This is a genomic window from Streptomyces sp. NPDC088116 (assembly GCF_044741745.1).
In the GTDB taxonomy this organism is placed as follows: domain Bacteria; phylum Actinomycetota; class Actinomycetes; order Streptomycetales; family Streptomycetaceae; genus Streptomyces.
Map to the genome: position 1 here is coordinate 133683 of NZ_JBIUTF010000003.1, position 25540 is coordinate 159222.

General features: G+C 70.7%; 27 protein-coding genes and 1 riboswitch. Of the genes, 7 read left to right on the forward strand and 20 right to left on the reverse strand.

The window, feature by feature from the left end:
• Positions 1–40: 40 nt before the first annotated feature.
• The 11 genes from ACIOJD_RS13055 to ACIOJD_RS13105 form a co-directional block, all read right to left on the reverse strand.
• A complete protein-coding gene (locus ACIOJD_RS13055) occupies positions 41–1075 on the reverse strand; it encodes an NAD(P)-dependent alcohol dehydrogenase (RefSeq protein WP_401912006.1) in 1035 nt (344 codons plus the stop codon).
• 98 nt (positions 1076–1173) lie between these two features.
• Complete coding sequence (locus ACIOJD_RS13060) at positions 1174–2742, reverse strand: mannitol dehydrogenase family protein (RefSeq protein ID WP_401912008.1); 1569 nt, start codon at positions 2740–2742, stop codon at positions 1174–1176.
• A gap of 2 nt (positions 2743–2744) precedes the next feature.
• Positions 2745–3968 (reverse strand): D-mannonate dehydratase ManD, encoded by a 1224-nt coding sequence (manD, locus tag ACIOJD_RS13065; RefSeq protein WP_401912010.1) that lies wholly within the window; start codon positions 3966–3968, stop codon positions 2745–2747.
• The gene (locus ACIOJD_RS13070; RefSeq protein ID WP_401912013.1) at positions 3965–4963 is read right to left on the reverse strand and encodes a 2-hydroxyacid dehydrogenase; all 999 of its coding nucleotides are present in this window, start codon (positions 4961–4963) and stop codon (positions 3965–3967) included. Before ACIOJD_RS13070 ends, manD begins: the two co-directional genes overlap by 4 nt.
• Complete coding sequence (locus ACIOJD_RS13075; RefSeq protein ID WP_401912015.1) at positions 4960–5997, reverse strand: LacI family DNA-binding transcriptional regulator; 1038 nt, start codon at positions 5995–5997, stop codon at positions 4960–4962. Before ACIOJD_RS13075 ends, ACIOJD_RS13070 begins: the two co-directional genes overlap by 4 nt.
• A 572-nt stretch (positions 5998–6569) precedes the next feature.
• Positions 6570–7109 (reverse strand): G/U mismatch-specific DNA glycosylase, encoded by a 540-nt coding sequence (mug, locus tag ACIOJD_RS13080; RefSeq protein WP_401912018.1) that lies wholly within the window; start codon positions 7107–7109, stop codon positions 6570–6572.
• A gap of 7 nt (positions 7110–7116) precedes the next feature.
• On the reverse strand, positions 7117–8559 hold the full coding sequence (purB, locus tag ACIOJD_RS13085; RefSeq protein WP_401912021.1) for an adenylosuccinate lyase: 1443 nt from the start codon (positions 8557–8559) through the stop codon (positions 7117–7119).
• A 59-nt stretch (positions 8560–8618) separates the two neighbouring features.
• The gene (locus ACIOJD_RS13090) at positions 8619–9437 is read right to left on the reverse strand and encodes an SGNH/GDSL hydrolase family protein (protein ID WP_401912024.1); all 819 of its coding nucleotides are present in this window, start codon (positions 9435–9437) and stop codon (positions 8619–8621) included.
• A 67-nt stretch (positions 9438–9504) separates the two neighbouring features.
• A complete protein-coding gene (locus tag ACIOJD_RS13095) occupies positions 9505–10518 on the reverse strand; it encodes a hemolysin family protein (RefSeq protein WP_401913852.1) in 1014 nt (337 codons plus the stop codon).
• Complete coding sequence (locus ACIOJD_RS13100) at positions 10518–11852, reverse strand: hemolysin family protein (protein ID WP_401912026.1); 1335 nt, start codon at positions 11850–11852, stop codon at positions 10518–10520. Before ACIOJD_RS13100 ends, ACIOJD_RS13095 begins: the two co-directional genes overlap by 1 nt.
• A 202-nt stretch (positions 11853–12054) precedes the next feature.
• Positions 12055–12483 carry a GNAT family N-acetyltransferase gene (locus ACIOJD_RS13105; RefSeq protein WP_401912029.1) on the reverse strand — a complete coding sequence of 143 codons (429 nt, stop codon included), beginning with the start codon at positions 12481–12483 and terminating at the stop codon, positions 12055–12057.
• A 169-nt stretch (positions 12484–12652) separates the two neighbouring features.
• On the opposite strand from ACIOJD_RS13105, the gene ACIOJD_RS13110 reads away from it, so the two are divergent.
• Complete coding sequence (locus tag ACIOJD_RS13110; protein ID WP_401912032.1) at positions 12653–14017, forward strand: carotenoid oxygenase family protein; 1365 nt, start codon at positions 12653–12655, stop codon at positions 14015–14017.
• Between the two features lie 19 nt (positions 14018–14036).
• Here ACIOJD_RS13110 and ACIOJD_RS13115 read toward each other — a convergent pair whose 3' ends face one another.
• Positions 14037–14897: a TIGR03621 family F420-dependent LLM class oxidoreductase gene (locus ACIOJD_RS13115; protein ID WP_401912033.1), complete on the reverse strand. Its 861-nt coding sequence runs from the start codon at positions 14895–14897 to the stop codon at positions 14037–14039.
• Between the two features lie 118 nt (positions 14898–15015).
• On the opposite strand from ACIOJD_RS13115, the gene ACIOJD_RS13120 reads away from it, so the two are divergent.
• Positions 15016–15243 (forward strand): antitoxin, encoded by a 228-nt coding sequence (locus ACIOJD_RS13120; RefSeq protein ID WP_401912035.1) that lies wholly within the window; start codon positions 15016–15018, stop codon positions 15241–15243.
• Positions 15240–15611, forward strand: a complete 372-nt coding sequence (locus tag ACIOJD_RS13125; protein ID WP_401912038.1) for a fic family toxin-antitoxin system, toxin component — start codon at positions 15240–15242, stop codon at positions 15609–15611. Before ACIOJD_RS13120 ends, ACIOJD_RS13125 begins: the two co-directional genes overlap by 4 nt.
• Before the next feature lie 283 nt (positions 15612–15894).
• Here ACIOJD_RS13125 and bioD read toward each other — a convergent pair whose 3' ends face one another.
• The 3 genes from bioD to bioB are packed head-to-tail and all read right to left on the reverse strand — an operon-like array spanning position 15895 to position 19150.
• The gene (bioD, locus tag ACIOJD_RS13130) at positions 15895–16632 is read right to left on the reverse strand and encodes a dethiobiotin synthase (protein WP_401912040.1); all 738 of its coding nucleotides are present in this window, start codon (positions 16630–16632) and stop codon (positions 15895–15897) included.
• A gap of 3 nt (positions 16633–16635) precedes the next feature.
• Complete coding sequence (locus tag ACIOJD_RS13135; RefSeq protein WP_401912043.1) at positions 16636–17952, reverse strand: adenosylmethionine--8-amino-7-oxononanoate transaminase; 1317 nt, start codon at positions 17950–17952, stop codon at positions 16636–16638.
• On the reverse strand, positions 17945–19150 hold the full coding sequence (bioB, locus tag ACIOJD_RS13140) for a biotin synthase BioB (protein ID WP_401912046.1): 1206 nt from the start codon (positions 19148–19150) through the stop codon (positions 17945–17947). Before bioB ends, ACIOJD_RS13135 begins: the two co-directional genes overlap by 8 nt.
• A 143-nt stretch (positions 19151–19293) precedes the next feature.
• On the opposite strand from bioB, the gene ACIOJD_RS13145 reads away from it, so the two are divergent.
• Complete coding sequence (locus ACIOJD_RS13145) at positions 19294–20457, forward strand: 8-amino-7-oxononanoate synthase (RefSeq protein WP_401912048.1); 1164 nt, start codon at positions 19294–19296, stop codon at positions 20455–20457.
• An 89-nt stretch (positions 20458–20546) separates the two neighbouring features.
• Here ACIOJD_RS13145 and ACIOJD_RS13150 read toward each other — a convergent pair whose 3' ends face one another.
• Positions 20547–20831 carry a DUF397 domain-containing protein gene (locus ACIOJD_RS13150; protein ID WP_401912051.1) on the reverse strand — a complete coding sequence of 95 codons (285 nt, stop codon included), beginning with the start codon at positions 20829–20831 and terminating at the stop codon, positions 20547–20549.
• Between the two features lie 8 nt (positions 20832–20839).
• The gene (locus ACIOJD_RS13155; RefSeq protein ID WP_401912053.1) at positions 20840–21694 is read right to left on the reverse strand and encodes a helix-turn-helix domain-containing protein; all 855 of its coding nucleotides are present in this window, start codon (positions 21692–21694) and stop codon (positions 20840–20842) included.
• A 255-nt stretch (positions 21695–21949) separates the two neighbouring features.
• Here ACIOJD_RS13155 and ACIOJD_RS13160 point away from each other — a divergent pair, with 255 nt between their 5' ends.
• Positions 21950–22390 carry an ATP-binding protein gene (locus tag ACIOJD_RS13160; RefSeq protein WP_401912056.1) on the forward strand — a complete coding sequence of 147 codons (441 nt, stop codon included), beginning with the start codon at positions 21950–21952 and terminating at the stop codon, positions 22388–22390.
• A 179-nt stretch (positions 22391–22569) separates the two neighbouring features.
• Here ACIOJD_RS13160 and ACIOJD_RS13165 read toward each other — a convergent pair whose 3' ends face one another.
• The 3 genes from ACIOJD_RS13165 to ACIOJD_RS13175 form a co-directional block, all read right to left on the reverse strand.
• On the reverse strand, positions 22570–23043 hold the full coding sequence (locus ACIOJD_RS13165; protein WP_401912058.1) for a C40 family peptidase: 474 nt from the start codon (positions 23041–23043) through the stop codon (positions 22570–22572).
• Positions 23044–23056: 13 nt separating this feature from the next.
• Positions 23057–23168, reverse strand: a riboswitch (cyclic di-AMP (ydaO/yuaA leader).
• Positions 23169–23566: 398 nt separating this feature from the next.
• Complete coding sequence (locus tag ACIOJD_RS13170; RefSeq protein WP_401912061.1) at positions 23567–23875, reverse strand: hypothetical protein; 309 nt, start codon at positions 23873–23875, stop codon at positions 23567–23569.
• Positions 23876–23881: 6 nt separating this feature from the next.
• The gene (locus tag ACIOJD_RS13175; RefSeq protein WP_401912063.1) at positions 23882–24544 is read right to left on the reverse strand and encodes an ATP-dependent Clp protease proteolytic subunit; all 663 of its coding nucleotides are present in this window, start codon (positions 24542–24544) and stop codon (positions 23882–23884) included.
• A gap of 88 nt (positions 24545–24632) precedes the next feature.
• On the opposite strand from ACIOJD_RS13175, the gene ACIOJD_RS13180 reads away from it, so the two are divergent.
• Together ACIOJD_RS13180 and ACIOJD_RS13185 are read left to right on the forward strand one after the other, a co-directional pair.
• Entirely contained in the window at positions 24633–24983 is a 351-nt protein-coding gene (locus tag ACIOJD_RS13180; RefSeq protein WP_401912065.1) for a type II toxin-antitoxin system Phd/YefM family antitoxin, read from the forward strand.
• 240 nt (positions 24984–25223) lie between these two features.
• On the forward strand, positions 25224–25526 hold the full coding sequence (locus tag ACIOJD_RS13185; protein ID WP_401912067.1) for an urease subunit gamma: 303 nt from the start codon (positions 25224–25226) through the stop codon (positions 25524–25526).
• The last annotated feature ends 14 nt before the right edge of the window (positions 25527–25540 follow it).

Here is a 25540-nt window from a genome sequence, read left to right on the forward strand (position 1 = left end):
AGAAGGGAAGGGGATGTGCGGTACGAGGCTCTGCGGGGTGTCAGGCGGCCCGGTCACCGGGGCGGACGACGACCTTGAGATGCGATGGATCCTTCACCGGGGCGCGCAGCGCGTCGGCCGCGTCGTCGAGCGCGAACCGTCCGGTGAGCACACGTGCGAGATCCACCCGGCCGTCGGCGGCCATCGCGATGGCGGTGGGGAAGGCGTGCGCGTAACGGAACGCGGTCGCCAACTCGATCTCCCAGCGCTGGAGATGCGCGAGCGGCAGACCGTCGACGCTGGGCGCGGCCTGCCCGACGACGGTCGCCCGGCCGGCGGGGCGCAGGGTGTGCAGCCCCTGCCAGAGCGCGGCCGGGTGGGCCGAGCACTCCAACAGCCGGTCGACACCGGTGAGTTCGGGGAAGCGGTCGGCGGTGTTCAGTACGGCGCTCGCGCCGAGTTCACGCGCCTGCGCGAGCCGGGCGTCATTGACGTCGGTGACGATCACCTCGGCCGCCCCGGCGGCCCGCGCCACCTGCATGACGAGGATGCCGATCGGGCCGGCTCCGGTGACCAGCACACGGTCACCGAGCTCGACCTCCGCCCGCCGCACCGCCCATACCGCCACGGCCAGCGGCTCGATCAGAGCGCCGACCTCCAGCGGGATGGCGTCGGGCAGCGGGTGTACGGCGCGGCCGGGAGCGATGACGTACTCGGCGAAGGTTCCGTCGGTCGGGGGTGAGCCGAGACAGACGCCCACCGGGCAGAGGTTGTAGCGCCCGGAACGGCAGGTCGGGCAGGTGCCGCAGCCCACGGCGGGTTCCACCGCGACGCGGGTACCGGCCTTGAGCGCCACACCGGAACCGGTCGCGGTGACGGTCCCGGCGGCTTCGTGGCCGAGCACCGTCGGCCGGCGCAGGACGTTCTGACCGTTGCGGCCGTCGGCGAAGTAATGCATGTCGGAGCCGCACACCCCGACGGCGTCGACCGTGACCAGCACGTCGTCGGGGCCGAGGGCGCGCAGCGGGATGTCTTCGATACGGAGGTCACCCGGGCCGTGCAGTACGGCGGCGCGGGTCGAATCGGGAGCGAACACGTTCTCACGTCCTTGTGAGCGTCCGGAGTGGGGCGAAGGAGATGGGAGCGGATGGGATGGATGGGAGGTATCGGAAGGGAATCGGGGAGAGAGCGCTGTCAGCGGGCGGCCTGTGCCACCCCCTCCGCAGCACCGACGGCACGTGCGTCCGCAGTGGCAACGGCACCGAAGGCGTCGGCCGCGGCCGCGGCCGGCCCGTGCCGGACGATGACGCCGATGAGTTCGGCGATACGGGAGGCGAAGGCCGGGTGTTCCGTGAGCCCGTCGCCGAGCAGCCCGCTCGCCAGGACGGCTTCGACGCCACAGGCGTCGGCGGCACGGGAGCCGAGGGGAGCCCGGCCGGTGATCGAGGCGAGCCTCTCGCGGGCCGGATCCACCATGGCGGCGGCCTGCGGCCCCGGCGAGAAACCGGGCGGCGGCGCCACGCAGCACAAGTAGGCGGCCACGGTCAGCGCCAGATGGTGCGGCATACGGCCCGCGCGAAGGTGGAGCAGCGCGGGGTCGGGTACCCGCTGGCGCAGCTTCACCGAGCCGTCGGAACCGACCTGGCGCGTGCGATGCCCCAGGGCCGAATTGCCCCAGCGGTCGAACAACTGCCGCACATAATCGTCGAGATCGACATCGGCGGGCACGGTCAGGCTCGGCAGATACTCGTCGTGCAGCACACTGCGCGCCGCGTCGGCGATGAACGGCCGGGCGATCGCGTCCGGAATGGTCTCCCGCCCGTCCAGAGCGCCCAGGTAGGCGATGAGCGAATGGGTGCCGTTGAGCAGCCTGAGTTTCAGCAGCTCGTACGGCTCGACATCGTCCGTGAACAGCGCCCCGCCGTGCTCCCAGCCCGGACGTCCCGCCGCGAAGCGGTCCTCCATGACCCACATGCTGAACGGCTCGGCCGGCACCGGTACGGCATCCCGTACGCCGAGACGCGCGGCGACCGCCTCACGGTAGACATCGGTGGTGGCGGGGACGATCCGGTCCACCATGGAGCTGGGGAACGTCACCGCGCTCTGAAGCCACGGCATCAGGTCGTCGCGTTCGGCCGCCGGGAGCGCCTCGGCGAACTCGTGCACCAGTCGCTTCGTCTGGTCCCCGTTGCCCACCAGGTTGTCGCAGCTCAGCACGGTCACCGGGGTGGCATGCGCCCGCCTGCGGCGCTGGAGCCCGCGGACGATCTGCCCGATCGTCGTCCGCGGCGGCGCGTCACCCCGCAGGTCCGCCCGTACCACCGGAGCGTCGAAATCGAGGCCATGGGTACGCGGGGAAAAGGTGTACCCGTGCTCCGTTACCGTCATGGTGATGACAGCCGTGCCGGGCGCCGCCAGGGCATCGAGGACATCGTCCGGCTGCTCGGCGGCCACCAGCGCGCCGGTGTGCACGGCGGGCACGGTGACCTCGGTGCGCCCGGGAGAGATCTCCACGACCGCGTACCGCATCTCCTGCTCACGCAGCGCCCGTGCCACGGTGGTCGAGCGGCCGGCGACACCGAGAATGCCCCAGGGACCGTCGGTGTGCGCCAGCGCCGCCGCCGTGTGCACGGCCTGGTGGGCGCGGTGGAAGTTGCCGAGGCCCAGATGCACGATGCCGGTCTCGGCGGGCGGGCGCCGGTATCCGAGCGCGTGCGGGGGAACGGTCGTACGGCCGAGGCGGGGAAGGCTCGTCGGAGGCATCGTCACCAGTCCGTCATCGAACCGTCGCGCCGTCGCGCGACCGGCAGACAGGCGGGCTCGTACGGGAACCGGGCGGCCAGCTCCTCGTCGACCTCGATCCCGATCCCGGGCCGGTCGCCCGGGTGCAGATACCCGTCCTCGTAGCTCCAGGCGTGCCGGAAAACCTCGTGCACGACCGGCTCGTAGCCCATGTACTCCTGGATCGCGAAGTTCGGCGTCGACAGCCCCACGTGCAGCGACGCGCCCAGCGCCACCGGCGAGACGTCCGAGGGCCCGTGCGGCCCGAGCCGCACCTGCCAGATCTCGGCCAGCGCCGCGATCCGCCGCAGGTGACTGATCCCGCCCGCGTGCGTGACACACGTCCGTACGAAGTCGATCAGCTGCTCGGTGATCAGCGTCTGGCACTCCCAGACCGTGTTGAACACCTCGCCGATGGCCAGCGGCACGGTGGTGTGCTGCCGTACGTGCCGCAACACCTGCTGATTCTCGGCGGGGGTCACGTCCTCCAGCCAGAAGAGGTCCACCGCCTCCAGCGCACGGCCGAGCCCGGCTGCCTGACCGGGTGTGAGCCGGTGATGCACATCGTGCAGCAGCTTCAGCTCGGGCCCGACGTGCTCGCGGACCTCCGCGAGCACCTTCGGAACGTGCCTGAGGTAGGACTCGGTGTCCCAGACCTCTTCAACCGGGGCCGCGCCACGGCCGGCCGGCTCGTACCCCGGACCGCCCCTGCTCACCCCGTACACCATGTCGAGACCGGGCACACCGCTCTGTGCCCGTACCGCGAGGAAGCCCCGTTCCCGCTGCGCGTCGACAGAGTCCAGCAACTCCGGGACGTCCCAGCCGGTGGCGTGCGTGTACGTGAGGATCCGGTCCCGGACCGCGCCGCCGAGCAGCTGGTACACGGGCTGCCCGGTGGTCTTCCCCTTGATGTCCCACAGAGCGATGTCCACCGCGCCGATGGACGTCATCGTCACCGGACCGCGCCGCCAGTACGCCCCGCGGTAGAGGTACTGCCAGGTGTCCTCGATCCGTGCCGGGTCCCGGCCGACGAGCAGCGGGGCGAGGTGGTCGCGCAGATACGAGGCGACCGCCAGCTCACGGCCGTTGAGTGTGGCATCGCCCCAGCCGACGACCCCGTCGGCGGTGGTGATCTTGAGGGCGACGAAGTTACGGCCCGGACTGGTCACGAGCACATCGACGGAGACGATCGTGTCGGTCGTGGTCATCGGGCCACCGCCACGACGTTGTGCAGCCGCTCACCCGTGGCGAGCCGGCCGATATTGGCGGCAATGTCGTCGGCCCGGCGCGCGAAGGTCTCGCGGGTGAGGCCCGAGGAGTGCGGTGTCATCAGTACGTTGTCCAGCGTCTCGAAGGGGTGATGGGCGGGGGCACCGGTGTGCCCGCCGGACGGGTACCGGTACCAGACGTCGAGGGCGGCGCCGGTGATCGTACGGTCGCTCAGAGCGCGGAAGAGCGCGTCCTCGTCCACGACCGGACCCCGGCCGACATTGACCAGGACCGCCGACGGGCGCATCCGGGACAGCTCGGCCGCGCCGATGAGTCCGGTGGTCTCCGGAGCGAGCGGGGCCGACACCACGACCACGTCGGAGGTCTCCAGCAGGGTGCCGAGGTCGTCCACGGTCCCCGACCAGGCGAGTCCGTGGGCCGCCGCGTCGACGTCGCCGCGCCGGGTGACCGCCACGCCCCGGGCGCCGAACACCCGGAACCGCTCCCAGCAGCGGGCACCGATATGCCCGAAACCGACGAACCCGATCGTCGCCGCGCCCAGACTGTCCACCCACGGAGAGAGAGGATCGTGCGCGGGGGAGTCCCACTCGCCACGGCGCAGCGCGTTGTGCTGCCGCAGAAAACCACGCCGCAGCACAATGGCCGCCGACACGGCGTACTCGGCGATGGAGTTCTCGTGGTGGAAGGTGTTGGCGACCTGGGTACCCGGCGCCAGCGCGCCGACCTCGATCTTGTCCGTACCCGCGCCGGCGGCGTGCACCAGCCGGAGCCGCCCGGCCGCACCGGCCATCCGGGCGGTGCACTGCCCCGACACGAGAACATCCGCCGCCGCCAGCGCGGCCTCGACCGCCCCGGCGTCCCCCGCATCGGGCCAGAGGACGGCCGTACCCTCCGGAAGCGCGGCCTCGAACTCGGCACGCAACGGAACCAGGTTGGGGTCGGCGACCACCACCGTCAGTACGTCGGTCCTCATGACACACCCTTCATCGCCCGGTCCGCCGCGGCTCCCCGGCGGGACGTGTCGGCGGCGGGGCCGGTCGACCCGCGCACGATGAGCTGGGTCGGCAACCGCAGTGTGCGCGGAGTCTGCCGCTCGCCCCCCAGAACCTGACCGAGCATCTCCACACTGAGCGCACCCGCCCGCGCCATCGGCACCGCGATGCTCGTCAGCGACGGCTGCGACACCTCGGCGAACGGGATGTCGTCGACCCCGATCACACTCAGGTCCTCCGGGACGCCCAGCCCCAGCGCCCGTGCGCCGGAGATCACCCCGAACGCGACGAGGTCGTTGTGCGTGATCACGGCGGACGCGCCCGAGGCCATCACACTCGCCGCGGAGGCGGTCCCGCCCGCCACCGTCTCCGACTGCCACCCCAGCAACTCCAGTGCCAGCCCGGCCCGTTCGGTCTCGGTACGGATCAACTCGACGCGATGAGCATTGGACCAGGACCGCTGCATGCCCTGCACATAGGCGATCCGCCGATGCCCGAGCGCCGCCAGATACTCGACCGCCTGCCGCATCCCGTGCGCCGCGTCGGCGATCACACAGTCCGCGCCGGACGTCTCACGATTGACCAGCACGGCGGGCGTACGGCCGCAGATGCCGAGCACTTCCTCCGCGTCCAGCCGCGGCGAACACACGATCAGACCGTCCGCCTGCTCCCGCATATGGGCGATCACCTCGCGCTCGCGGTCCGGATTGAGATCCGTGTCGGCGAGCACGACGGTCTGCCTGCGATGCCACCTCTCACCCTGCGCGGCCTTCACGAAGGCGCCGAACACGGGGTTGGCGATGTCGGGCACGACAACGGCGACGGTGGCGGCGTCGCCGGCGGCGGGCGGCTCGGCGGTACGGGCCACGGGGGGCTCGTAACCCAGCTCTTGCGCAACGGACAGAACCTTGCGCAAGGTGTGTGGTCCGAGTCGGCCCGGATCGCTGAACGCGCGGGATGCGGTGGAGAGGGCGACGTTGGCGCGTTTGGCCACATCGGTCAGGGTGGGGGCCATGGGGACTCCGTTACTGGTCGGACGGAGCGGGGTGAATGAACGGCATGTTGCATGGTCGTCACCGTTGCGCAAACTTGTCAACGCTTGCCAAGCTTTTGGCAAGGGTGCGGTGTCGCCGTCCGGCGTGGGGTGCGGGGGCAGGGCGGGGCATGGTGGGTGCGGTTGCCGGGGCCCCCGGAGGCGCATGTCCGGACTGCATGATTTACGCCGCGTGCGGGTTTGTTTATTGGGTGCGGGTTCGGGAGCGGCACACATCACGCTCTACGTCCGGACACGTCACCTCCTGCGACCCCGACCCCCCTCCTGCCGGATCCCCGCCTGCGGCCCGGTGGTGGTGGTCTGTGGCGGGCGGTGAAGGGGGTCGCGCAGGGGTCGTGTCCGGAACGTAAAGCGTGATTTGTGGCGCACACCGGCCTGTCAGCCGAAGCACGAGCCGCACGCGCCGTAAATCATGCAGTGCAGGACATGACTCCGGAGCGGCCACCGGCAACAACCCGCACATGAAAACCGGCCTCCGCCAACACCGCACCCCCCTGACCACGCCCCGCCGGACGGCGCACCGCACCCCGACCTCACCCAGCCATAGCCGCGGCACGCAGTCGCGCGAACTCCTCCGCCATCGTCTCCGCCGTCCAGTGCGCGTTCAGTCCGCTGGGGTTCGGCAGTGCCCAGATCCGGGTGTCGCCGATGGTCCGCTCCTGCGGACCCACCCGCGCCTTCTTGTCGTCGAAAGCCGTGCGGTACGCCGTGATCCCGACCACCGCCAGCCACCGAGGCCGTAGCCGCTCCACCTTCGCCGTGAGGATCCGGCCGCCCTCGCGGAACTCCTGCGCGCTCAGCTCGTCGGCGCGCGCCGTCGCCCGCGCCGCGACGTTGGTGATGCCCAGCCCGTACGTCAGCAACTCGTCCTGCTCGGCGGGGGCCAGCCGGTGTGGGGTGAAGCCGGAGAGGTGCAGGACCGGCCAGAAGCGGTTGCCGGGGCGGGCGAAGTGGTGGCCCGTCGCCGCTGACATCAGTCCTGGGTTGATGCCGCAGAACAGCACACGCAAGCCGCCCGCGGCCACGTCGGGAATGACGCGGTCGCGGGCGGCTTCGAGGTCTTCGCGTTTCATGAGGGGGTCAGAGGATCGATCCCGGGGCGTAGGCGGCGGCCGCCGGGTGCTGCTTGACGATCTCCTCGATACGGCCGACGACCGTGGCGATCTGGTCCTCCGCCGCGCCCGTGAAGGACAGCTTGTCCGCCATCAGCGCGTCCAACTGCTCGCGGTTCAGCGGCATTCGCTCGTCGGCCGCCAGCCGGTCCAGCAGTTCGTTGCGCTCGGCGCCCTGCTCGCGCATCGCCAGGGCCGAGGCGACGGCGTGCTCCTTGATTACCTCGTGCGCGGCCTCGCGGCCCACCCCGGCCCGTACGGACCCCATCAGCACCTTGGTCGTCGCGAGGAACGGCAGGTAGCGGTCCAGCTCGCGCGCCACGACCGCCGGGAACGCGCCGAACTCGTCGAGGACCGTCAGGAACGTCTCCAGCAGGCCGTCGAGCGCGAAGAACGCGTCGGGCAGCGCCACCCGGCGTACCACCGAGCAGGAGACGTCGCCCTCGTTCCACTGGTCGCCCGCCAGCTCACCCGTCATCGACGCGTAGCCGCGCAGGATCACCATGAGGCCGTTGACCCGCTCGCAGGAGCGCGTGTTCATCTTGTGCGGCATCGCCGAGGAGCCGACCTGGCCCGGCTTGAAGCCTTCGGTCACCAGCTCGTGCCCGGCCATCAGCCGGACCGTCTTGGCGACCGAGGACGGCGCCGCCGCCAGCTGCACCAGCGCGGTCACCACGTCGTAGTCGAGGGAGCGCGGGTAGACCTGGCCGACCGAGGTGAAGGCCTGGGCGAAGCCCAGGTGGCCCGCGATGCGCCGCTCCAGCTCCGCCAGCTTCCCGGCATCACCGCCCAGCAGGTCGAGCATGTCCTGAGCCGTGCCGACCGGGCCCTTGATTCCGCGCAGCGGGTAGCGGCCCAGCAGGTCCTCCAGCCGGCCGTACGCCACGAGCAGCTCGTCGGCGGCCGTCGCGAAGCGCTTGCCGAGGGTGGTGGCCTGGGCGGCGACGTTGTGCGAGCGGCCGGCCATGACCAGCTCGCCGTACTCGCCCGCGAGTTTGCCGAGGCGCGCGAGCACCGCGACCGTACGGTCGCGCATCAGCTCCAGGGAGAGCCGGACCTGGAGCTGCTCGACGTTCTCCGTCAGGTCGCGGGAGGTCATGCCCTTGTGCACCTGCTCATGGCCGGCGAGGGCGTTGAACTCCTCGATACGGGCCTTCACATCGTGCCGCGTGACCTTCTCGCGCTCGGCGATCGACGCCAGGTCGACCTGGTCGAGGACGCGTTCGTAATCGGCGAGGGCGCTCTCCGGGACCTCGATCCCGAGGTCCCGCTGCGCGCGGAGTACCGCCAGCCACAGCTGACGCTCCAGCTTCACCTTCTGCTCGGGGGACCACAGCACGGCCAGCTCCGCCGAGGCGTAGCGACCGGCAAGGACATTGGGGATGCGAGGCTTCGCAGGCACGGCAGTCACGTGAGCTGATTCTACTGGCGGTTTGTGCAGGTCGGCGCCGCGCCCTTTGTCGTGGCTTCCTACAAGCGGGCCGAAGAGGGCGCCTCGGGGCCCGCCGTCCACAGTCCTGGCGTCTCGTACGGCAGCAGTTCCGGACGCTTCGCCGGCCGGCCGTCCCCGGAGGAGCGGCCCGTGACGCGCCGCGCCACCCACGGCCCCAGATGCTGCCGCGCGAACCGTGCGTCGCCCGTGCGACGCGCCAGCCACCGTACGGGCACCGGAGGGGGAAGCTCCGCGCGCCAGTCGTCCTGCGCGTCGAGCCCGAGCGCCTGCCAGACGGCCTCGGCGACCCGGCGGTGGCCCTCGGCGGTCAGATGGAGCCGGTCCAGGTCCCACATCCGCTGATCACCGAGCACCGGCGCCCCGTACAGATCGACGACCAGGGCGCCGTGCCGTTCCGCGAGTTCGTCGACGAAGGCGATCAGCTCCTGCATCCGCGGCCGGAAGCGTTCCATCACCGGACCGTTGCGGCCCGGACTGCGCATCAGCACCAGCTGCCCGCAAGCCGGTGCCAGCCGCTCCACGGCCTCTTCCAGCAGGCCGCGCACCCGGCCCATGTCGACCTTCGGACGGAGCGTGTCGTTGAGCCCGCCGACGAGCGTCACCACATCCGCCGACATGCTCGCGGCGGCCCCCACCTGCTCCTCGACGATCTGGCCGATGAGCTTGCCGCGTACGGCGAGATTCGCGTACCGGAAGCCGGGGGTACGGGCGGCCAGCCGCGCGGCGAGCAGGTCCGCCCAGCCGCGGTACGAGCCGTCGGGGAGGAGGTCGGACATGCCCTCGGTGAAGGAGTCACCGACCGCGACAAAACTTGTGTAGTTGGCATTCATCTCCATGGCGAAGAAAATCGTACCGTGCGGTAAGTACGCCCGTGGCCGCCCCCGAGGGATCCCGGGACACGGTCTACGCGTGCCGTCCCACCAGCTCGCGCAGCACGTCCTCCATCGTCACCAGCCCTTCGAGCTTGCCCTCCTCGTCCATGACCGCCGCCAGGTGCGTACGGCTGCGGCGCAGCGCGGTCAGCACGTCGTCCAGCGGTGTCGTCGCCCGTACCCGCGCGATCGCACGCATCGCCGAGACCTGGAACGGCACATCGCGCGGCATCGCGTCCAGAGCGTCCTTCACATGGAGATAGCCGAGGATCCGCCGCGAGGCGTCCACCACCGGGAAGCGGGAGAAACCGGACTCCGCCGCGAGCCGCTCCAGCCCCTCCCCGGTGACCCCGAGCTGCGCGGAGACCACTCCCTCCAGCGGCGTGACCACATCACGCACCGGACGGCGGCCCAGCTCCAGCGCGTCGTGCAGCCGCTCGGCCGCCCGGTCGTCGAGCAGCCCCGCGTGGCCCGCGTCCGTGACCAGACGGGAGAGTTCATCGTCGGAGAAGGTGGCGGACACCTCGTCCCTGGTCTCCACCCGGAGCAGCTTCAACAGGCCGTTGGCAACGGAGTTGATCATGAAGATCACCGGTCGCAGCGCCCTGGCCAGGCCCACCAGCGGCGGACCGAGCAGCAGCGCCGCCCGCGCCGGTTCGGCCAGCGCGACGTTCTTCGGGACCATCTCCCCCAGCAGCATGTGCAGATACGTCGCCACAGTGAGCGCGATCACGAACGAGATCGGATGCACCAGAGAGGGCGCGACACCGACCGCGCCGAAAAGCGGCTCCAGCAGATGCGCGATGGCGGGCTCGGCGACGATGCCCAGCACCAGCGTGCACAGCGTGATGCCCAGCTGCGCCGCCGCCAGCAGCGCCGACACGTGCTCCAGGCCCCAGATGACGCTGCGGGCCCGCCGGTCACCGGCCTCCGCCTCCGGCTCGATCTGGCTGCGGCGTACGGAGATCAGGGCGAACTCGGACGCGACGAAGAAGGCGTTGACGGCGAGGGTCAGCAGTCCGACGAACAGCTGGATCGCGGTGATCACGTGTGGTCCTCCCCGCTGCCGCCGGCGGCCCGTGGGGCGCGCAGCAGCACGCGCGCGGCGCGCCGGCGTGTGACGTCCACGACCTCCAGGCGCCACCCCTTCAGTTCGATGTGGTCACCCTCGGCCGGGATACGGCCCAGCTCGGTCGCGACAAGTCCGGCGAGCGTCTCGTACGGTCCCTCCGGCATCCGCAGCCCGACCGTTCTCAACTGGTCGGCGCGCGCCGCGCCGTCCGCCGACCAGAGCTTCCTGCCTTCCGCGTCCTCACCCACCGGGGCCAGGTCGGAGGTCTCGTGCGGGTCGTGTTCGTCCTGCACCTCACCGACGACCTCCTCGACGATGTCCTCCAGCGTCACCACCCCCGCCGTGCCTCCGTACTCGTCGATGACGACGGCCATGGTGTTGCCGCCGGACAGCCGGTCGAGGAGTTTGTCGACCGTCAGGGTCTCGGGGACCAGCAGCGGTTCGCGCAGCATCTCGGCGATCGTGTGCCGGGGCCGGCGCTCGGCCGGGACCGCGAGTACGTCCTTGATGTGCGCGATCCCGACGACCCGGTCGAGGCTGCCCCGGTAGACAGGGAAGCGCGACAGACCGGTGGCGCGGGTGGCGTTGGCGACGTCCTCCACCGTGGCCTGCACATCCAGTGCCATGACCCGCACCCGTGGGGTCATCACATTCTCCGTGGTCAGCGCGGACAGGCTCAGCGTCCGTACGAACAGCTCGGCGGTGTCCGCCTCCAGCGCGCCCTCCTTCGCGGAGTGCCGGGCCAGGGCGACCAGCTCCTGCGGGCTGCGGGCGGAGGCCAGTTCCTCGGTGGGCTCCAGCCCGAGTCCGCGCACCATGCGGTTCGCGGTGTTGTTCAGATGGCCGATGAAGGGGCGGAAGGCCGCGGTGAAGTACCGCTGCGGAGTGGCCACCACTTTGGCGACGGCGAGCGGCGAGGAGATCGCCCAGTTCTTGGGGACCAGCTCGCCGACGACCATCAGGAAGACGGTCGACAGGGCCGTACCGATGACCAGCGCCACCGAAGAGGCCACGGAGGGGGACAGGCCCACGGCCTCCACCGGGCCCTGGATCAGCTTGGCGACGGACGGCTCGGAGATCATGCCGACCACCAGGTTGGTCACGGTGATCCCGAGCTGGGCGCCGGAGAGCTGGAAGGTGAGACCGCGTACGGCCTTCAGGGCTCCCGCCGCGCCCCGCTCTCCCCGCTCGGCGGCCCGTTCGAGTTCACCGCGCTCGACGGTGGTGAGGGAGAATTCCGCAGCGACGAAGGCTCCGCAGGCGACCGACAGCAGCACCGCCACGATGAGCAGAAGCACTTCGGTCATCGGTTCACCTCCGTCCCATGATCGGTCAGCGGGACGAGGACCGCACGGTGTCGGCGGCGGGCGGGCCGCCCGAGGGCGAATCGGTCGGGACGGGGAGGCTCGCCCATGAGGGGACGATCACACCTTTCGGTCGTAGGGGGCAGCTCTCCACCGTAACGGGGCGTCAGGGCCGGTGAGGACGGGCGGGAAAACGGGACGGCGGTCAGGAGGGGCCCAGCGGTTTCACCCAGCGCCGCCAGTGATCCTCGCGGTGGTAACCGGCCGCGGCCCACGTCCGGTGGGCCTGTTCGTTGGCTTCCAGGACCATGGCGTCGGCCCGTCGCCCGCCGAGGTCGACGAACCGCGCTTCCGCGGCTTCTGTCAGCGCGGTGGCGATACCTTGCCGACGGGAGTCCGGGTGCACGGCCAGCCGGTAGGCGGAGCACCGCCAACCGTCGAAACCGGCTATGACGGTTCCCACGAGACGGCCGTCCCGCTCCGCGAGGAGCAGGGCTTCGGGGTCCCGTGAGATGAGCCGGGCCACCCCGTCGTGGTCGTCGCTGATGCTCGTTCCTTCTGCCGCCTCGCGCCAGAACCGCAGCACGGTGTCGATGTCCGAGGGGCCGGCGCAACGGATGTGGAGATCACTCATCGGGCGAGCCAATCAGAGCGCCGACCCGTTCGGCGAACGATTTCCGCGGGGACCGTGCGCGGTGGACTCCGGCACTCGATAGGGGTAACCGCCCCTTTCCGGCCCGTCCCCACGCCGCCGGGCGGGCACAGTGGGAGCCAGTCGGAACGGACCAACCGGAAGGACCACGATGCCCGTCACCGGAAATCCGTTCACCGGCGCCTACGCGCCGGTGCGGGACGAGGTCACCGCCTACGACCTGCCGGTCACCGGCACGATCCCGGACGACCTGAACGGCCGCTATCTGCGCAACGGCCCCAACCCCATGGACCTCGGCTCACCGCGCCGGCCCCACCTCTTCGCCGGCACCGCCATGGTGCACGGGGTGCGGCTGCGCGGCGGCCGGGCCAAGTGGTACCGCAACCGCTGGATCCGCAGCGCCGCCGTGGCCGACGCGCTGGGCGAGCGGCCCCGTCCAGGCGCCGCGGTACGGATCGCCGACGTGGGTCCCAACACCCATGTCATCGGCCACGCCGACCGCACCTTCGCCCTGGTCGAGGGCGGCTTCCGCCCCTACGAGCTCTCCTACGAGATCGAGACGGCCGGCGCCACCGACTTCGGCGGGACCCTGCCCGACGGGTTCGCCGCCCACCCCAAGCTCGATCCGGCCACCGGCGAACTGCACGCCATCACCTGGCAGCGCGCCGGCTGCGACCGTCTGGGGCACGTGGTGATCTCCCCGTACGGCAGGGTCGTCCGCGCGGTCGACATCCCGGCACCCCACATGCCGGTGGTCCACGACACGGCCCTCACCCCCAACTACGTGGTGGTCTACGACCTTTCCGTCACCGTCGACCCGGTCGCCGACGTGGCGCGCAAACCGTTCCCGGTGATGTGGAACGAAGCCCGCGGCGCCCGCGTCGGACTGCTGCCCAGGAACGGCATCGAGGTGCGCTGGTTCGACATCGAGCCCTGCTTCGTCTTCCACACACTCAACGCCTACGAGGACGGTGACCGGGTGGTCATCGATGTCGTCCGCTATCCGCGCATGTTCATCGGCGGGGCGCTGAACGGCCCCAGCGCCCCCACCCTGGAGCGCTGGGAACTCGACACCGTCACCGGCAAGGCCACCGAGACCCGCCTCGACGACCGCCCCCAGGAGTTCCCGGCGGTCAACCCGGCCGTCGTCGGCCGCGCCCACCGCTACGGGTACTCCGCCGTCGCCTCCGCGCTCCTCCACTCCCTGGGGCCGGCCGACGCGCCATCCGTCTCCGGTGACGCGCTGATCAAGCACGACGTGCGTGAACAGTCCGCCGAGGTACGTCTGTTCGGTGACGGCCACTACACCGGTGAGGCGAGCTTCGTGCCCACGTCCGACGCCCACGCGGAGGACGACGGCTATCTGGTGGTCCTCGTCTTCGACCCCGATCGCGCCGCCACCGACCTGGTCATCCTCTCCGCCGAGGACTTCACGGGTCCGCCGGTCGCCACCGTCCGCCTTCCCGTGCGGGTCCCGGCCGGCTTCCACGGCAGCTGGATCCCGGACCCCGGCTGATCTCGACCGGCCGTGCGGATCAGCTGCCGCGCAGCTCCTCGATCACCGGCGCGAACGCTTCCATGAACGGATCGAGGACTGTCAGATAGCTGAAGCCGAACCGCTCCCGCCGCTCCCGCAGCTGGTCGGCGATCTGCCGTACGGTCCCGACGGCGACCAGCGGCAGATCAAGGAGCTGGTCGTCGCTCAGATGGGGCGCCATCGGCCGGACATCCGGTACCGCCGCTCGCCGGTCCGGGGTGATGGTGACCGCCTGGAGCAGCAGATTCAGTTCCGCCGGGACCGCCCGGCCGCTCGCGAAGCCCTGGTACGCCGTGACGCGCCGCGCCAGCTCCTCCGTACTGAGGGCCCGCATCCCGTCCGGCGTCGACCGGACCCCGGTGAAGGCGGTGATGTCCGCGTGCTCGGCGGCCAGCCGCAGTACCCGGTCGCCGTTCCCGCCGATCAGCAGCGGCGGCCGGGACGGCTGCGCCTCCTCGGCGAGCAGCCGGTCCAGCTCCGTGACCGTACGGGCGAGGAGGTCGACCCGTTCGCGCGGCGGGAGGAATTCCAGACCGGCCCGCTCATGCTCCTCGCGCACGTAGCCGGTGCCGAGACCGACCTCCAGCCGTCCCCCGGTCAGCGCGTCGGTGGTCGAGATCTCCCGGGCGAGCAGGGCCGGATTCCAGAAGGCGACGTTGAGCACGAAGGTCCCGACCCGGGCCCGCTCGGTCGCCTCCGCGGCGGCCACCAGAGCCGGGAACGGCGCGACCATCCCCAGATGATCCGGCACGTGGATCACGTCGTAGCCGAGCCCCTCGGCTCGTCGGCACCGCTCGCGCCATGCCTTGCCGGTATCGGGGGTCACCATGTTCACGCTGAACCGGAAGGGCCGTGTCATGTCTCTCCTCCACTCGCCACACGAAGAAATGAAGAGCCTAGAGGCGGACTGCCACAGCCGGTAGCCCGCAGTGTGGCCGCCCCTTGCCCCGCTAGCGCCAGTGCGCTAGCTTGAAGGGGTGGCCAAGACTCAGCTGAACGTACGCGTGGACGAAACCACCGCCGAGGCCGCTCGCCGGCGGGCCTCCGAGCGCGGGATGAGCGTGAACCGCTATATCGAGGAGTTGGTCAACCACGACGCCGGGGAGGTCGGGCGCACTTTCGTCGAGTCCGCGGCCGACTTCATGAAGCAGTACGAATCGGTCTTCGCCGGTGAGTTCGGCACGGATCGCGAAGGCAAGCGTTGACCCTTCGGATCGAGTTGTCCTGGCTCCTCATGGTCGCTGAACACAACACACCGGGCGACCCACACGTCACCGACTGGGGAGCGCTGGTCGCCGCTGTCAGCCGCCACGAGGCGGAGATATTCGGCACCCCCGTCTACGGCGACCCGCACGCCCGCGCCGCCGCCCTGTTGCAGCTGCTGCTGCACGTACCGGCCCTGGAGCGCTCGAACGCACTGTTCGCCTCCGCCGTGGCGTACGGCTATCTGGTCGCGAGCGGCCTGAAGGTCGTCACGGCCCCTGAACGGGTCCGTGACCTGGCCAAACTGGTCAAGGACGGCACGGCGGACGTCGAGATGATCGCCGAAGAACTACGAGGCTGGAGCCTGTAACAGCCCCACCGCCTGTAGAGAGTCAAGGGGTGGCCCGCAGGCGGCGGACGGACGGGAGGGGGCCGGGGTCGCAGGAGGTGACGTGTGGCCGGACGTAAAGCGTGATGTGTGCCGCTGACGGACCCGCACGCGAAGAACACACTCGCACGCGGCGTAGATCATGCAGTCCGGACACGCGCCTCCGGAGCCCCCTGTCCCCTCCCCACAACGGCGCACCGGCGCCCGCGCCCGCACTCGCGCCCGCCCCCGAACCTCACGCCGATCCGAACGCCGCCCCCGAACCTCACGCCGATCCGAACGCCGCCCCCGAACCGACTTCCGCCACGAACCCCGCCCCGTCCCAGCACCCGTCCAGCCCAGGCGCCAGCCAGGACGCCGCCCGCTCCCGGAACACCTCCGGGGCCAGCGCGCCCACCCCCTCCGGCACCGCGCCGAGCAGTGGTGCTCCCGCCGCTTCCGGCAGGTCCGTCAGGTTGCAGCGCGCCGCCAGGTCGGGCGCGGCCGGCCAGCTGCCGACCACGACGCCCAGGAGCGCCAGCGACCGCGACCGCAGCGCTTCCGCCGTGAGCGCTGTCGCGTTGAGTGTGCCGAGCCCGGCGGGCGCCACCACCAGCACGGGGGCTTCCAGCAGCTGGGCCGCCTCCGCCAGCGTGCCGCCGCTCTCGTCGAACCGTACGAGCAGTCCGCCCGCGCCTTCGACCAGCACCAGGTCGTGCTCGGCCGCCAGTTTCTCGGCCGCGACGGCCACCGTGTGTGGATGTACCGGCGCCGCGCCGGCCCGTCGCGCGGCCGTCGCGGGCGCCAACGGATCGGGGAATCGGGCGAGTTCGGCCGTGGTGACGGCTCCGGCCAGCCGCGCGACCTCCGCCGCGTCGCCCGTCTCGTCCGGGCGGAGCCCGGTCTGTGCGGGTTTGAGTACGGCGACGGTACGGCCCTGTGTCAGCGCGGCGGCGGCGACCGCGGCCGTCACGACTGTCTTGCCGATCTCCGTCCCGGTCCCGGTCACGATCATTACCGGCATGCTTCAGTCCTCCCGCGCCGCCGAGGACGGCGAGGCCGCCGCGGCGACGGCGACCACCGCGCGGCAGATCCGTGCGACGTCCTCGTCACCTGTCACGTACGGCGGCATCGTGTACACGAGATCGCGGAAGGGCCGCAGCCAGACACCTTCGCGCACGGCCGCCCGGGTCGCGGCCGCCATGTCCACCTCGTGGTCCAGCTGGACGACTCCGATGGCGCCCAGTACGCGTACGTCCCGTACGCCGGGGAGAGCCGCTGCCGCCGCGAGGCCCTCGCGCAGTCCGGCCTCGATCCGTTCGACCTCCAGCCGCCAGTCCTGGCCGAGCAGCAGCTCGATCGAGGCGCAGGCGATCGCGGAGGCCAGCGGGTTGCCCATGAAGGTCGGTCCGTGCGCCAGTACGGGGACCTCGCCGCGCGAGATGCCCTCCGCCACCCGCGAGGTGCACAGCGTCGCCGCCATGGTCAGATAGCCGCCGGTCAGGGCCTTGCCCACACACATCACATCGGGCGAGACACCGGCGTGCTCCGCCGCGAACATCTTTCCCGTACGCCCGAACCCGGTCGCTATCTCGTCGAAGATCAGCAGCACGCCGTGTTCGTCGCAGGCCTCCCGCAGCACCCGCAGATATTCGGGAGAGTGGAAGCGCATGCCGCCGGCGCCCTGCACGACGGGTTCGACGATCACCGCCGCCAGTTCGTCGGCGTGGCGGGCGATCAGCGCGCGCAGCCCGTCAGCGTATGTCTCCTCGTACGCGCTCGGCGGCGCGTCCGCGAAGATCTGGCGCGGCAGTACGCCCGACCACAGCCCGTGCATCCCGCCTTCGGGGTCGCACACGGACATCGGCTGCCAGGTGTCGCCGTGGTATCCGCCCCGCCAGGTCAGCAGCCGCTGTTTGGCGGGGCGGCCCACGGAGCGCCAGTACTGGAGGCACATCTTGACCGCGACCTCGACCGACACGGAGCCGGAGTCGGCGAGGAAGACATGGCGCAGTGGTTCCGGGGTGATGTCCACGAGTGTGGCCGCCAGACGCACGGCGGGCTCGTGGGTGAGCCCGCCGAACATCACATGGCTCATCCGGTCGAGCTGACCGTGCGCCGCCTCGTTCAGTACGGGGTGGTTGTAGCCGTGGACCGCCGACCACCAGGACGACATGCCGTCGACCAATTCCCGCTGTCCGTGGGCGGGTTGGGCGAGCCGTAGCCGCACCCCGGACGCGGACTCCACGACGAGCGGTTCGGTACGGCCCGGCATGGGGCCGTACGGATGCCAGACGTGGGCCCGGTCCAGGGCGAGCAGTTCATCGGGGGCAAGCTCAGGCATTGGGGGCCAGGTCCGTACCGGCGCCGCGGCGACGTACCGCCACCAGGTCCGTACGAACCGAAGAGCCTTCCTCCGCACGAGGCGCGCCGCTCTCGTGCCCGGCGCCCTGGCGTCCGGTGCCCTCGGCGGCCCCGCCTCCGCAGGCCCCGGCGCTCGCGCCGGCCTCGTCCCCGCCGCACGGGGCGCAGCCGCCGCTCCGGTGGCCGGGCAGCGTCGAGGTGTCCGCGCCCTCCACCTCGAAGCCCGCATCCGTGATCATGTCCAGGTCGGCCTTGCCCTCCTGGCCCTCGCTGGTGAGGTAGTCGCCGAGGAAGATCGAGTTGACCAGGTGGAGCGCGAGCGGCTGCATGGTGCGCAGGTGCACCTCGCGCCCGCCCGCGAGCCTGACCTCCACGTCCGGGCAGACGAACCGCGTCATCGCCAGGATCCGCAGGCAGCGCTGCGGGGTGAGGTGCCATTCCTTGGCGAGCGGGGTCCCTTCCATCGGGATCAGGAAGTTGACCGGCACCGAGTCCGGGTCCAACTCGCGCAGGGAGAAGACGACATCGACCAGGTCCGCGTCGCTCTCACCCATGCCGGCGATCAGCCCGGAACAGGCGGACAGGCCGGCTGCCTGGGCCTGCTGCACGGTGTCGACCCGGTCGGCGTAGGTGTGGGTGGTGGTGATGTCGCCGTATGTCGCCTCGGACGTGTTGAGGTTGTGGTTGTAGGCGTCGGCGCCCGCGGCCCGGAGCCGTTCGCCCTGTCCGTTGGAGAGCAGTCCGAGACACGCGCACACCTCGACGCCCTCGTTCTGCTCCTTGATCGCCTCGATGGTCCGCGAGACGCGGTCGACGTCCCGGTCCGTCGGCCCCCGGCCGCTGGCGACGACGCAGACCCGCTTGGCCCCGCCCGCGACCCCGGCGGCCGCCATCTTCGATGCCTCGTCGGGTTTCAGCCAGGTGTATTTGAGGATCTCCGCCTTCGAGCCCAGCCGCTGGGAACAGTACGAGCAGTCCTCGGGGCACAGGCCGGACTTGAGGTTGATCAGATAGTTCAGTTTCACCCGCCGCCCGAACCACTGTCGGCGTACCTTGCCCGCCGCGGCCACCACGTCGAGCAGCTCGTCGTCGGACGTCGCCAGTACGGCGAGCGCCTCTTCGCGGGTCGGCAGCTCGCGCCGCAGGCCCTTCTCCACCAGCGTCTTCAGCAGATCCATGGTGTTGATCCTGACCTACCGGGCGGCCCCGGGCAAAGGAGGAACCCAACAACACCGTGGGATCGAGGTGTGTGCATCGCCACACCATGTTCCGCTCCTGCCCCGGTTAGAGTCTGTGCGCAGCCTACAAAAGGACTGGATTCATGGCGCTGGACCCCTTCGGCTGGACCGACGACGAGGCGCGGGTCCGCGAGCGGTCGGGCCTGGTCCGTACGCTCCGGCCGCGCCCGGCCGACTCCGCCCTGCTGGACCTGGCGAGCAACGATTATCTGGGCCTGGCCCGGCACCCCGCGGTGACCGGGGCCGCGGCGGATGCCGCCCGCCGCTGGGGCGCCGGCTCCACCGGATCCCGGCTGGTCACGGGCAGCACGGACCTGCACGCCGAGCTGGAACGGGAACTGGCCGAATTCTGCGGTTTCGAGGCCGCGCTCGTCCTCTCCTCCGGTTACGCGGCCAATCTCGCGGCCCTCACCGCGCTGACCGCGCGCGGCTCGCTGCTCGTGTCCGACGCGGGCAACCACGCCTCGATCGTGGACGGCTGCCGGCTCTCGCGCGCCGAGACCGCCGTCGTACCGCACGCGGATCCCGAAGCCGTGCACAAGACACTCGGCACCCACCCCGGGCGGCGGGCGCTCGTGGTGAGCGACGCGGTGTTCTCGGTGGACGGCGACGCGGCGCCACTACGGGAACTGGACGAGGCCTGCCGTACGCACGGCGCGGCCCTGCTCGTCGACGACGCGCACGGTCTGGGCGTACTCGGCGACGGCGGCCGGGGCACGACGAACGCGGCGCGCATCGCGGGCACGGACGGTGTGGTGGCGACCCTCACGCTCTCCAAGTCCCTGGGCAGCCAGGGGGGTGCGATCCTCGGTCCGGCCCGGGTCGTGGAGCATCTGGTCAACGCCGCGCGCACGTTCATCTTCGACACGGGCCTGGCGCCGGCGGCCGTGGGCGGCGCGCTGGAGAGCCTGCGGCTGCTGCGCCGGGAGCCCGAGCGGGCCGAGCGCGCCCGGGAGGTGGCCCGTACGCTGCACCGGCTGCTCACGGATGCGGGGCTGACCGCCGTACGACCGGACGCCGCCGTGGTCTCCGTACAGGCGCCGTCCCCGGAGGCGGCCGTGCGCTGGGCCGCCGACTGCCGTGCGGCGGGCCTGGGCGTGGGCTGCTTCCGGCCGCCGTCGGTGCCGGACGGCATCTCACGGATCAGGCTCACCGCGCGCGCCGACCTGACGGACGAACAGATCGGCACGGCGGTACGGACGATCGTGGCGACCGCGTCGGCGGGAGTCGCCACGTCCGTCGGCTGAGATCCGGTATCCGGCTGTCCCGGACTCCGGTACCTGAGTGTCCTGGACCTGGTGCCTGACGTCCCGGTGTGTGAACGTGCTCAGGATGCTCAGGACGCGGGAGCCTCCTCGCGCAACGCGTGGACGAATGCCGTCCACGCACCCGGCGTGAAGGTCAGATGCGGCAGGCTCACATCCTTCGAGTCACGTACGGCCAGTCCGTCCGCGCGGGTGCGGGCGGACTCCACGCAGTTGTTCGCCCCGGTGCTGTAGCTGCTGCGCCGCCATGTCGCGGCGCGGACCAGGGGGGTTGGAAGCGGAGTGGGGGGAGTGGGGGATGGGGGGAGAGTGGAGTCCGAGGTCTGGACTGGGGGCTGTGCGAGGCAAGCGGACATGATGCTCCCTACGCGCCGTCACCGATCCCGGCGATGAGATCCAATGAATCCTTGGGTGAGAGTGCGTGCGCCTGCATGGTGCGGAACGCGGCGCAGTACGCCTCGAGGTCTTCTTTCCGCTCAAGATAGAGGCTATTCGTTAAGTGGTCGAGAACGACCAAATCCAGATCAGTAATGTGCGGAAAAGAGAAGATAACGAAAGGTCCGGTGAGCCCGATATAGCCACCGGCGCTGAACGGGAGTACCTGGAGGCGCACATGAGGCAGAGCGGCCAGCAGCGATAAGGTGCGTAATTGATCTCGCATCACTTCCGGTCCGCCCACCTCCCTCCGCAGTACGGCCTCGTCGAGCACCGCGTGCAGCTCCAACGGCTTCGCGGCTCGCAGTACTTCCTGGCGGGCGAGCCGCACATCGACCAGCGAGTCGACCGTCGCGGCGGGCAGTCCCTCCAGTGCGGCCCGAGTCACGGCGCGGGCGTAGGAGGACGTCTGGAGCAGGCCGGGGACCACCGAGGTCTCCAGAGTGCGCGCCGTACGGGCCTGGGACTCCAGGCTGATGAAGTCCCGGTACTGGGGCGGGATCACGCCGCCGTACGCCATCCACCATCCCGGCCCGCCGCTCGATGTGCCCGCCAAGGCGCTCAGCAGCGCCCGCAGTTGAGGATCGGAGATGCCCAGCGCGTCCAGCAGTGCGGCCAGATCCTCGTCCTTCACCCCGCTGACGCCCGTCTCGATCCGGCTGACCTTCGACTGATGCCAGCCGAGCAGCCGCGCGGTCTCCCCGCTCGTGAGGCTCGCGCTCTGTCGCAGCTTGCGCAATTCGTCCCCGAGCCTGCGCCGACGCACCTCTGGAATATGCCGCATGGATTAACCCCTTCTCCGCGTTCTTCCGGCCGCGCCATCCGGCGCCGCGCGGAGAAGGTATCTTTCCGGCGCCCAAATACGGTCTCGCGTAGTACGGTTCACCGCTTTGAGCGACAGATATATGCATATCGCGGTGGATCAGCCCGGAGAACGGCACCATGAGTGGCACGCTGGCGCGGAGCACGGTCCGAGGCCGTCCGCGCAGGCATCCGCTCTGTGCCGGGTCCGGTCCGGCGGGAAAGGGACGGCGTCGCCATGGCAGACCATCAGGAAGCATCCATCACACTGCCGAGCGAACCCGCGTCGGTACCAACGGCCCGAAGATACGTCGCGGACCTTCTGACGGCATGGGGTCTGCCCGGTGAGGCGGAGACCGCCGACACGGTCCGGCTGATCGTCTCGGAACTGGCCACCAACGCGGTGCAGCACACTCTCGGCCAGTCACCCACCTTCACGGTCGAGGTCTGGCTGGAGGAGCGTGACGGAGAGTTGCGGGTGGGCGTCACCGACAGCCACCCGCGCTGGCCGCAACGGCTGCCGGCGGCCGTGCAGCAGGACAACGGCCGCGGCATGGTGATCATCCGCTCGCTGGCGGCCGAGTGCGGCGGCCGCGTCTGCGTCACACCGACGCCAGAGGGCGGCAAGACGGTCTGGATCGCGCTGCCCTGGACGGCGGTGGCCCCTCTCCAGAGCTGATACGCGCTCAGGACGCCGCGTGTGCACCGGCGGTGGGCGCAGGCCGCCGGGCTCGCCGCCGGGCCCCGCTGCCGGGTCTCGCCGCCGGAGTGCTCCCGGTCCAGGCCCGTGGACCGGAAGCACTCCGGTTCACCTCACCCGGCCGCTGTAAGCCCGGTGCGCACGCTCACCTCGCCGGCTCACTTCACCCGCCCGTACCAGACACTCCTGGACCAGATCCTCTCCAGCCGCACCTTCGACCCGGTTTTCGGCGAGTGCCAGATCTTGCCCCTGCCCGCGTAGATCCCGACGTGGTAGATGCTGTTTCCGTAGTGGAAGAACACCAGGTCGCCCTTGCGTCGATGGGAACGCGAGATGTGGCGGGTCTTGTTGTACTGCTGCTGCGCCGTGCGCGGGAGTTTCTTGCCCACCCGTTTGAACGAGTAGAGCGTCAGCCCTGAGCAGTCGAAGCGGTACGGCCCGGTGGCGCCCCAGCTGTACGGGGAGCCCTTCTTCGAGGCGGCGACCTTCATGGCCTTGACCGCGTGTGTGGCGGCATGGGCGTCGGGTGTCGCGCCGGGCGCGAGCATCGTGCCGCCGACAGCGGCGAGTGTGAGGACCGATACGGCTCCGGTCCGGGACAGCAAGGACGGGACATGTGCCTGCGCAGTCATGCGCAACCCTTCGTCAGCCGCCTGTGAAAGATGACCTGTCGGGTTCGGACTGGCGAAGATGCCCGGCCGCGTGAGCGGCTTCACCCCGAGGGACGGCCCGGACCGCGGGTCATCCCGTACTGATTGGGTCCTCCACTCCTGCCGATCCACTCCTGTCGACCAGTCATCCGGAACGGCGGCAGGACTCGGCGTCCGCCCGGACCGCCCCGCCGCGGTGGCGGGGGCTTGTCGTGCAGGGATCTTGACCTGGCACCGGCGGATATCCGTGCTGAAACGACGATATGTGAAGTTCATCACGTCTGATCCATACGGGTGGCGACTCGGCGTGTCGGGTCCGGGAGCGGAGCCTTGATGAGGGCCGTAGCTGCGGGGGAATGGGGGGCGCGTTACGGATCTCGCCGCTTTGCGCAACTCACGCCCTCGGACCCGTCCATGCAGTTCATACGCTGAACGAGCGAGCCGTTCCCGTATGGGCGCGTCCATCAGGGGAGGGCCGGACGGTCGTCCGGGGTGCCCGGGACGCTCAGGCCGGGTGTTCGGGAGGCAGCGCGACCCGTCCCGCCCGCCGCTCTCCGTCGAGCACCCGCAGCGCGCGGGCCAGGGTCGCGGCGTGCAACTCGGTCTCGCCGCGGGTGTGCATGGCCGTCAGGGCGTCCCGCAGGGCGGCGGCATGGGCGGGGAGTGCTTGCGCGGCGCGCAGCGCTCCGTAGGTGTCCGAGCCCCGGGCCGGATTGATCCGCCCGAGCAGATCGACGAGCTGGAGGTAGCTGTCGACCATGTCGCCCTCGGCGCGGGTCAGGGCGGGCAGCGGCGGCAGTTCGGGCGGCAGCACAGGCGGTCACCGCCCGCCGGAGGAGCCCGTGGGGTCCGCGGATCCGGGGAGGTCGAGAGACGCCCTGCGGTTCTGGACCACGTGGTCGATCAGGCCGTAGGCCTTGGCGTCGGCCGCCGTGAAGATCTTGTCGCGTTCGATGTCCTCGGCGACCCGTTCCGCGCTCCGGCCGGTGTGGCGTACGAGCAGGGACTCCAGCAGCGCGCGCAGTCGCAGCATCTCGTCCGCGTGGATCGCCAGGTCGGACGGCTGCCCCTGGACGGGCTCCTCGGTGGCGGGCTGACGGACGAGGATCCGGGCGCCGGGCAGGGCCATCCGCTTGCCGGGGGCGCCGGCGGCCAGCAGTACGGCCGCGGTGGAGGCCGCCTGGCCGAGGCAGGTCGTCTGTACGTCGCAGGTGATGATCCGCATCGTGTCGTAGATCGCGGACATGGCGCTGACCGAGCCGCCCGGCGAGTTGATGTAGAGGCAGATGTCCTGGTCGGGCGCGGCGTATTCGAGGTGGATGAACTGCGCGATCACATCGTTGGCCGCGGTGTCGTCCACGGCGGTGCCGAGGAAGATGATCCGTTCCTCGAGGAGCTTGGAGTACGGGTCGAGGGTGCGGGTTCCGTTGGCCGTCCGCTCGGTGAACTCGGGCAGGACATAGCGGGCCGAAGGGTGGTTCATGGCGTACCTCTCCTCAATCCTGGGACGCGGGTCCGCGTCGCCCTCTGTAAAAAATGTACAGGACGTACAGGCCGTTAGAATGGGGACTATGGCCTATGAGATTCCGGTGACGCAAGCCCGAGCAGAACTCGCCGAACTGATCAACCGCGTCGTCTACGGCGGCGAGCGCGTCGTCGTAACGCGGCACGGCAAGCCGTTGGTCGCGCTGGTCTCCGCCGCCGACCTGGAGCGACTTGAGAGCGAGCGGCAGGAGGCGGCCGAGGAGCAGGTGATCGGTTCGGTCTCGGACATCCGGCCCACGCCGTCCGCTCCCGGCGAACGGCGGCGGTTCGGCATCGCCGCCGAGCACAGCCCCGAGCGCCGCCCGGAGTACGGCTCGGGGTACGGCTCGGAACACCGCGCGGAGCCGGGTGACCGGCCACCGGGGCATGGGCGGTAGAGCCCGAACAAGTGAGAGGCCGCCCCGTCCGGGTGTGCGGCCTCCGCGGCGTGCTCCGCCGGTTCGCCGTATACGGACCGGCCTTGAGCCATACGTTTGTTAACGCGCCGGAAAAACTTCCGCCATAACGTGCGACGTCTGGCTGTGAGGATCCCGATCACAGTTCAACGAAGTGTTGACATCGGCTAGGGTCCCGCTGCGCCCGGCTGTTACCCGGGCCGGAGACGACGAGGTGGAAGCGTGCAACTGACTCCGCACGAGCAGGAACGCCTGCTCATTCATGTGGCCGCCGATGTGGCCGACAGGCGCAGGACACGTGGGCTGCGGCTCAACCACCCGGAGGCGGTCGCCCTGATCACCTCGCACATCCTCGAAGGTGCCAGGGACGGCCGTACCGTCGCCGAACTCATGGCGTCGGGCCGGACGGTCCTCGGCCGGGACGACGTCATGGAGGGCATCCCCGAGATGATTCATGACGTGCAGGTGGAGGCGACCTTCCCGGACGGCACCAAGCTCGTCACCGTCCATGACCCGATCGTCTGACGGGGGAGCGCCGC

Excerpts from the sequence above, each read along its gene's own strand:
- ACIOJD_RS13155 (WP_401912053.1), bottom strand. The coding sequence starts at position 21,694 with ATGCGGCATATTCCAGAGGTGCGTCGGCGCAGGCTCGGGGACGAATTG.
- ACIOJD_RS13060 (WP_401912008.1), bottom strand. The coding sequence starts at position 2,742 with ATGCCTCCGACGAGCCTTCCCCGCCTCGGCCGTACGACCGTTCCCCCG.
- ACIOJD_RS13150 (WP_401912051.1), bottom strand. The coding sequence starts at position 20,831 with ATGTCCGCTTGCCTCGCACAGCCCCCAGTCCAGACCTCGGACTCCACT.
- manD (WP_401912010.1), bottom strand. The coding sequence starts at position 3,968 with ATGACCACGACCGACACGATCGTCTCCGTCGATGTGCTCGTGACCAGT.
- ACIOJD_RS13160 (WP_401912056.1), top strand. The coding sequence starts at position 21,950 with ATGGCAGACCATCAGGAAGCATCCATCACACTGCCGAGCGAACCCGCG.
- ACIOJD_RS13165 (WP_401912058.1), bottom strand. The coding sequence starts at position 23,043 with ATGACTGCGCAGGCACATGTCCCGTCCTTGCTGTCCCGGACCGGAGCC.
- ACIOJD_RS13070 (WP_401912013.1), bottom strand. The coding sequence starts at position 4,963 with ATGAGGACCGACGTACTGACGGTGGTGGTCGCCGACCCCAACCTGGTT.
- ACIOJD_RS13135 (WP_401912043.1), bottom strand. The coding sequence starts at position 17,952 with ATGCCTGAGCTTGCCCCCGATGAACTGCTCGCCCTGGACCGGGCCCAC.
- ACIOJD_RS13100 (WP_401912026.1), bottom strand. The coding sequence starts at position 11,852 with ATGACCGAAGTGCTTCTGCTCATCGTGGCGGTGCTGCTGTCGGTCGCC.
- ACIOJD_RS13180 (WP_401912065.1), top strand. The coding sequence starts at position 24,633 with ATGGCCTATGAGATTCCGGTGACGCAAGCCCGAGCAGAACTCGCCGAA.
- bioB (WP_401912046.1), bottom strand. The coding sequence starts at position 19,150 with ATGGATCTGCTGAAGACGCTGGTGGAGAAGGGCCTGCGGCGCGAGCTG.
- ACIOJD_RS13145 (WP_401912048.1), top strand. The coding sequence starts at position 19,294 with ATGGCGCTGGACCCCTTCGGCTGGACCGACGACGAGGCGCGGGTCCGC.
- ACIOJD_RS13115 (WP_401912033.1), bottom strand. The coding sequence starts at position 14,897 with ATGACACGGCCCTTCCGGTTCAGCGTGAACATGGTGACCCCCGATACC.
- ACIOJD_RS13075 (WP_401912015.1), bottom strand. The coding sequence starts at position 5,997 with ATGGCCCCCACCCTGACCGATGTGGCCAAACGCGCCAACGTCGCCCTC.
- mug (WP_401912018.1), bottom strand. The coding sequence starts at position 7,109 with ATGAAACGCGAAGACCTCGAAGCCGCCCGCGACCGCGTCATTCCCGAC.
- ACIOJD_RS13110 (WP_401912032.1), top strand. The coding sequence starts at position 12,653 with ATGCCCGTCACCGGAAATCCGTTCACCGGCGCCTACGCGCCGGTGCGG.
- ACIOJD_RS13105 (WP_401912029.1), bottom strand. The coding sequence starts at position 12,483 with ATGAGTGATCTCCACATCCGTTGCGCCGGCCCCTCGGACATCGACACC.
- bioD (WP_401912040.1), bottom strand. The coding sequence starts at position 16,632 with ATGCCGGTAATGATCGTGACCGGGACCGGGACGGAGATCGGCAAGACA.
- ACIOJD_RS13090 (WP_401912024.1), bottom strand. The coding sequence starts at position 9,437 with ATGGAGATGAATGCCAACTACACAAGTTTTGTCGCGGTCGGTGACTCC.
- ACIOJD_RS13175 (WP_401912063.1), bottom strand. The coding sequence starts at position 24,544 with ATGAACCACCCTTCGGCCCGCTATGTCCTGCCCGAGTTCACCGAGCGG.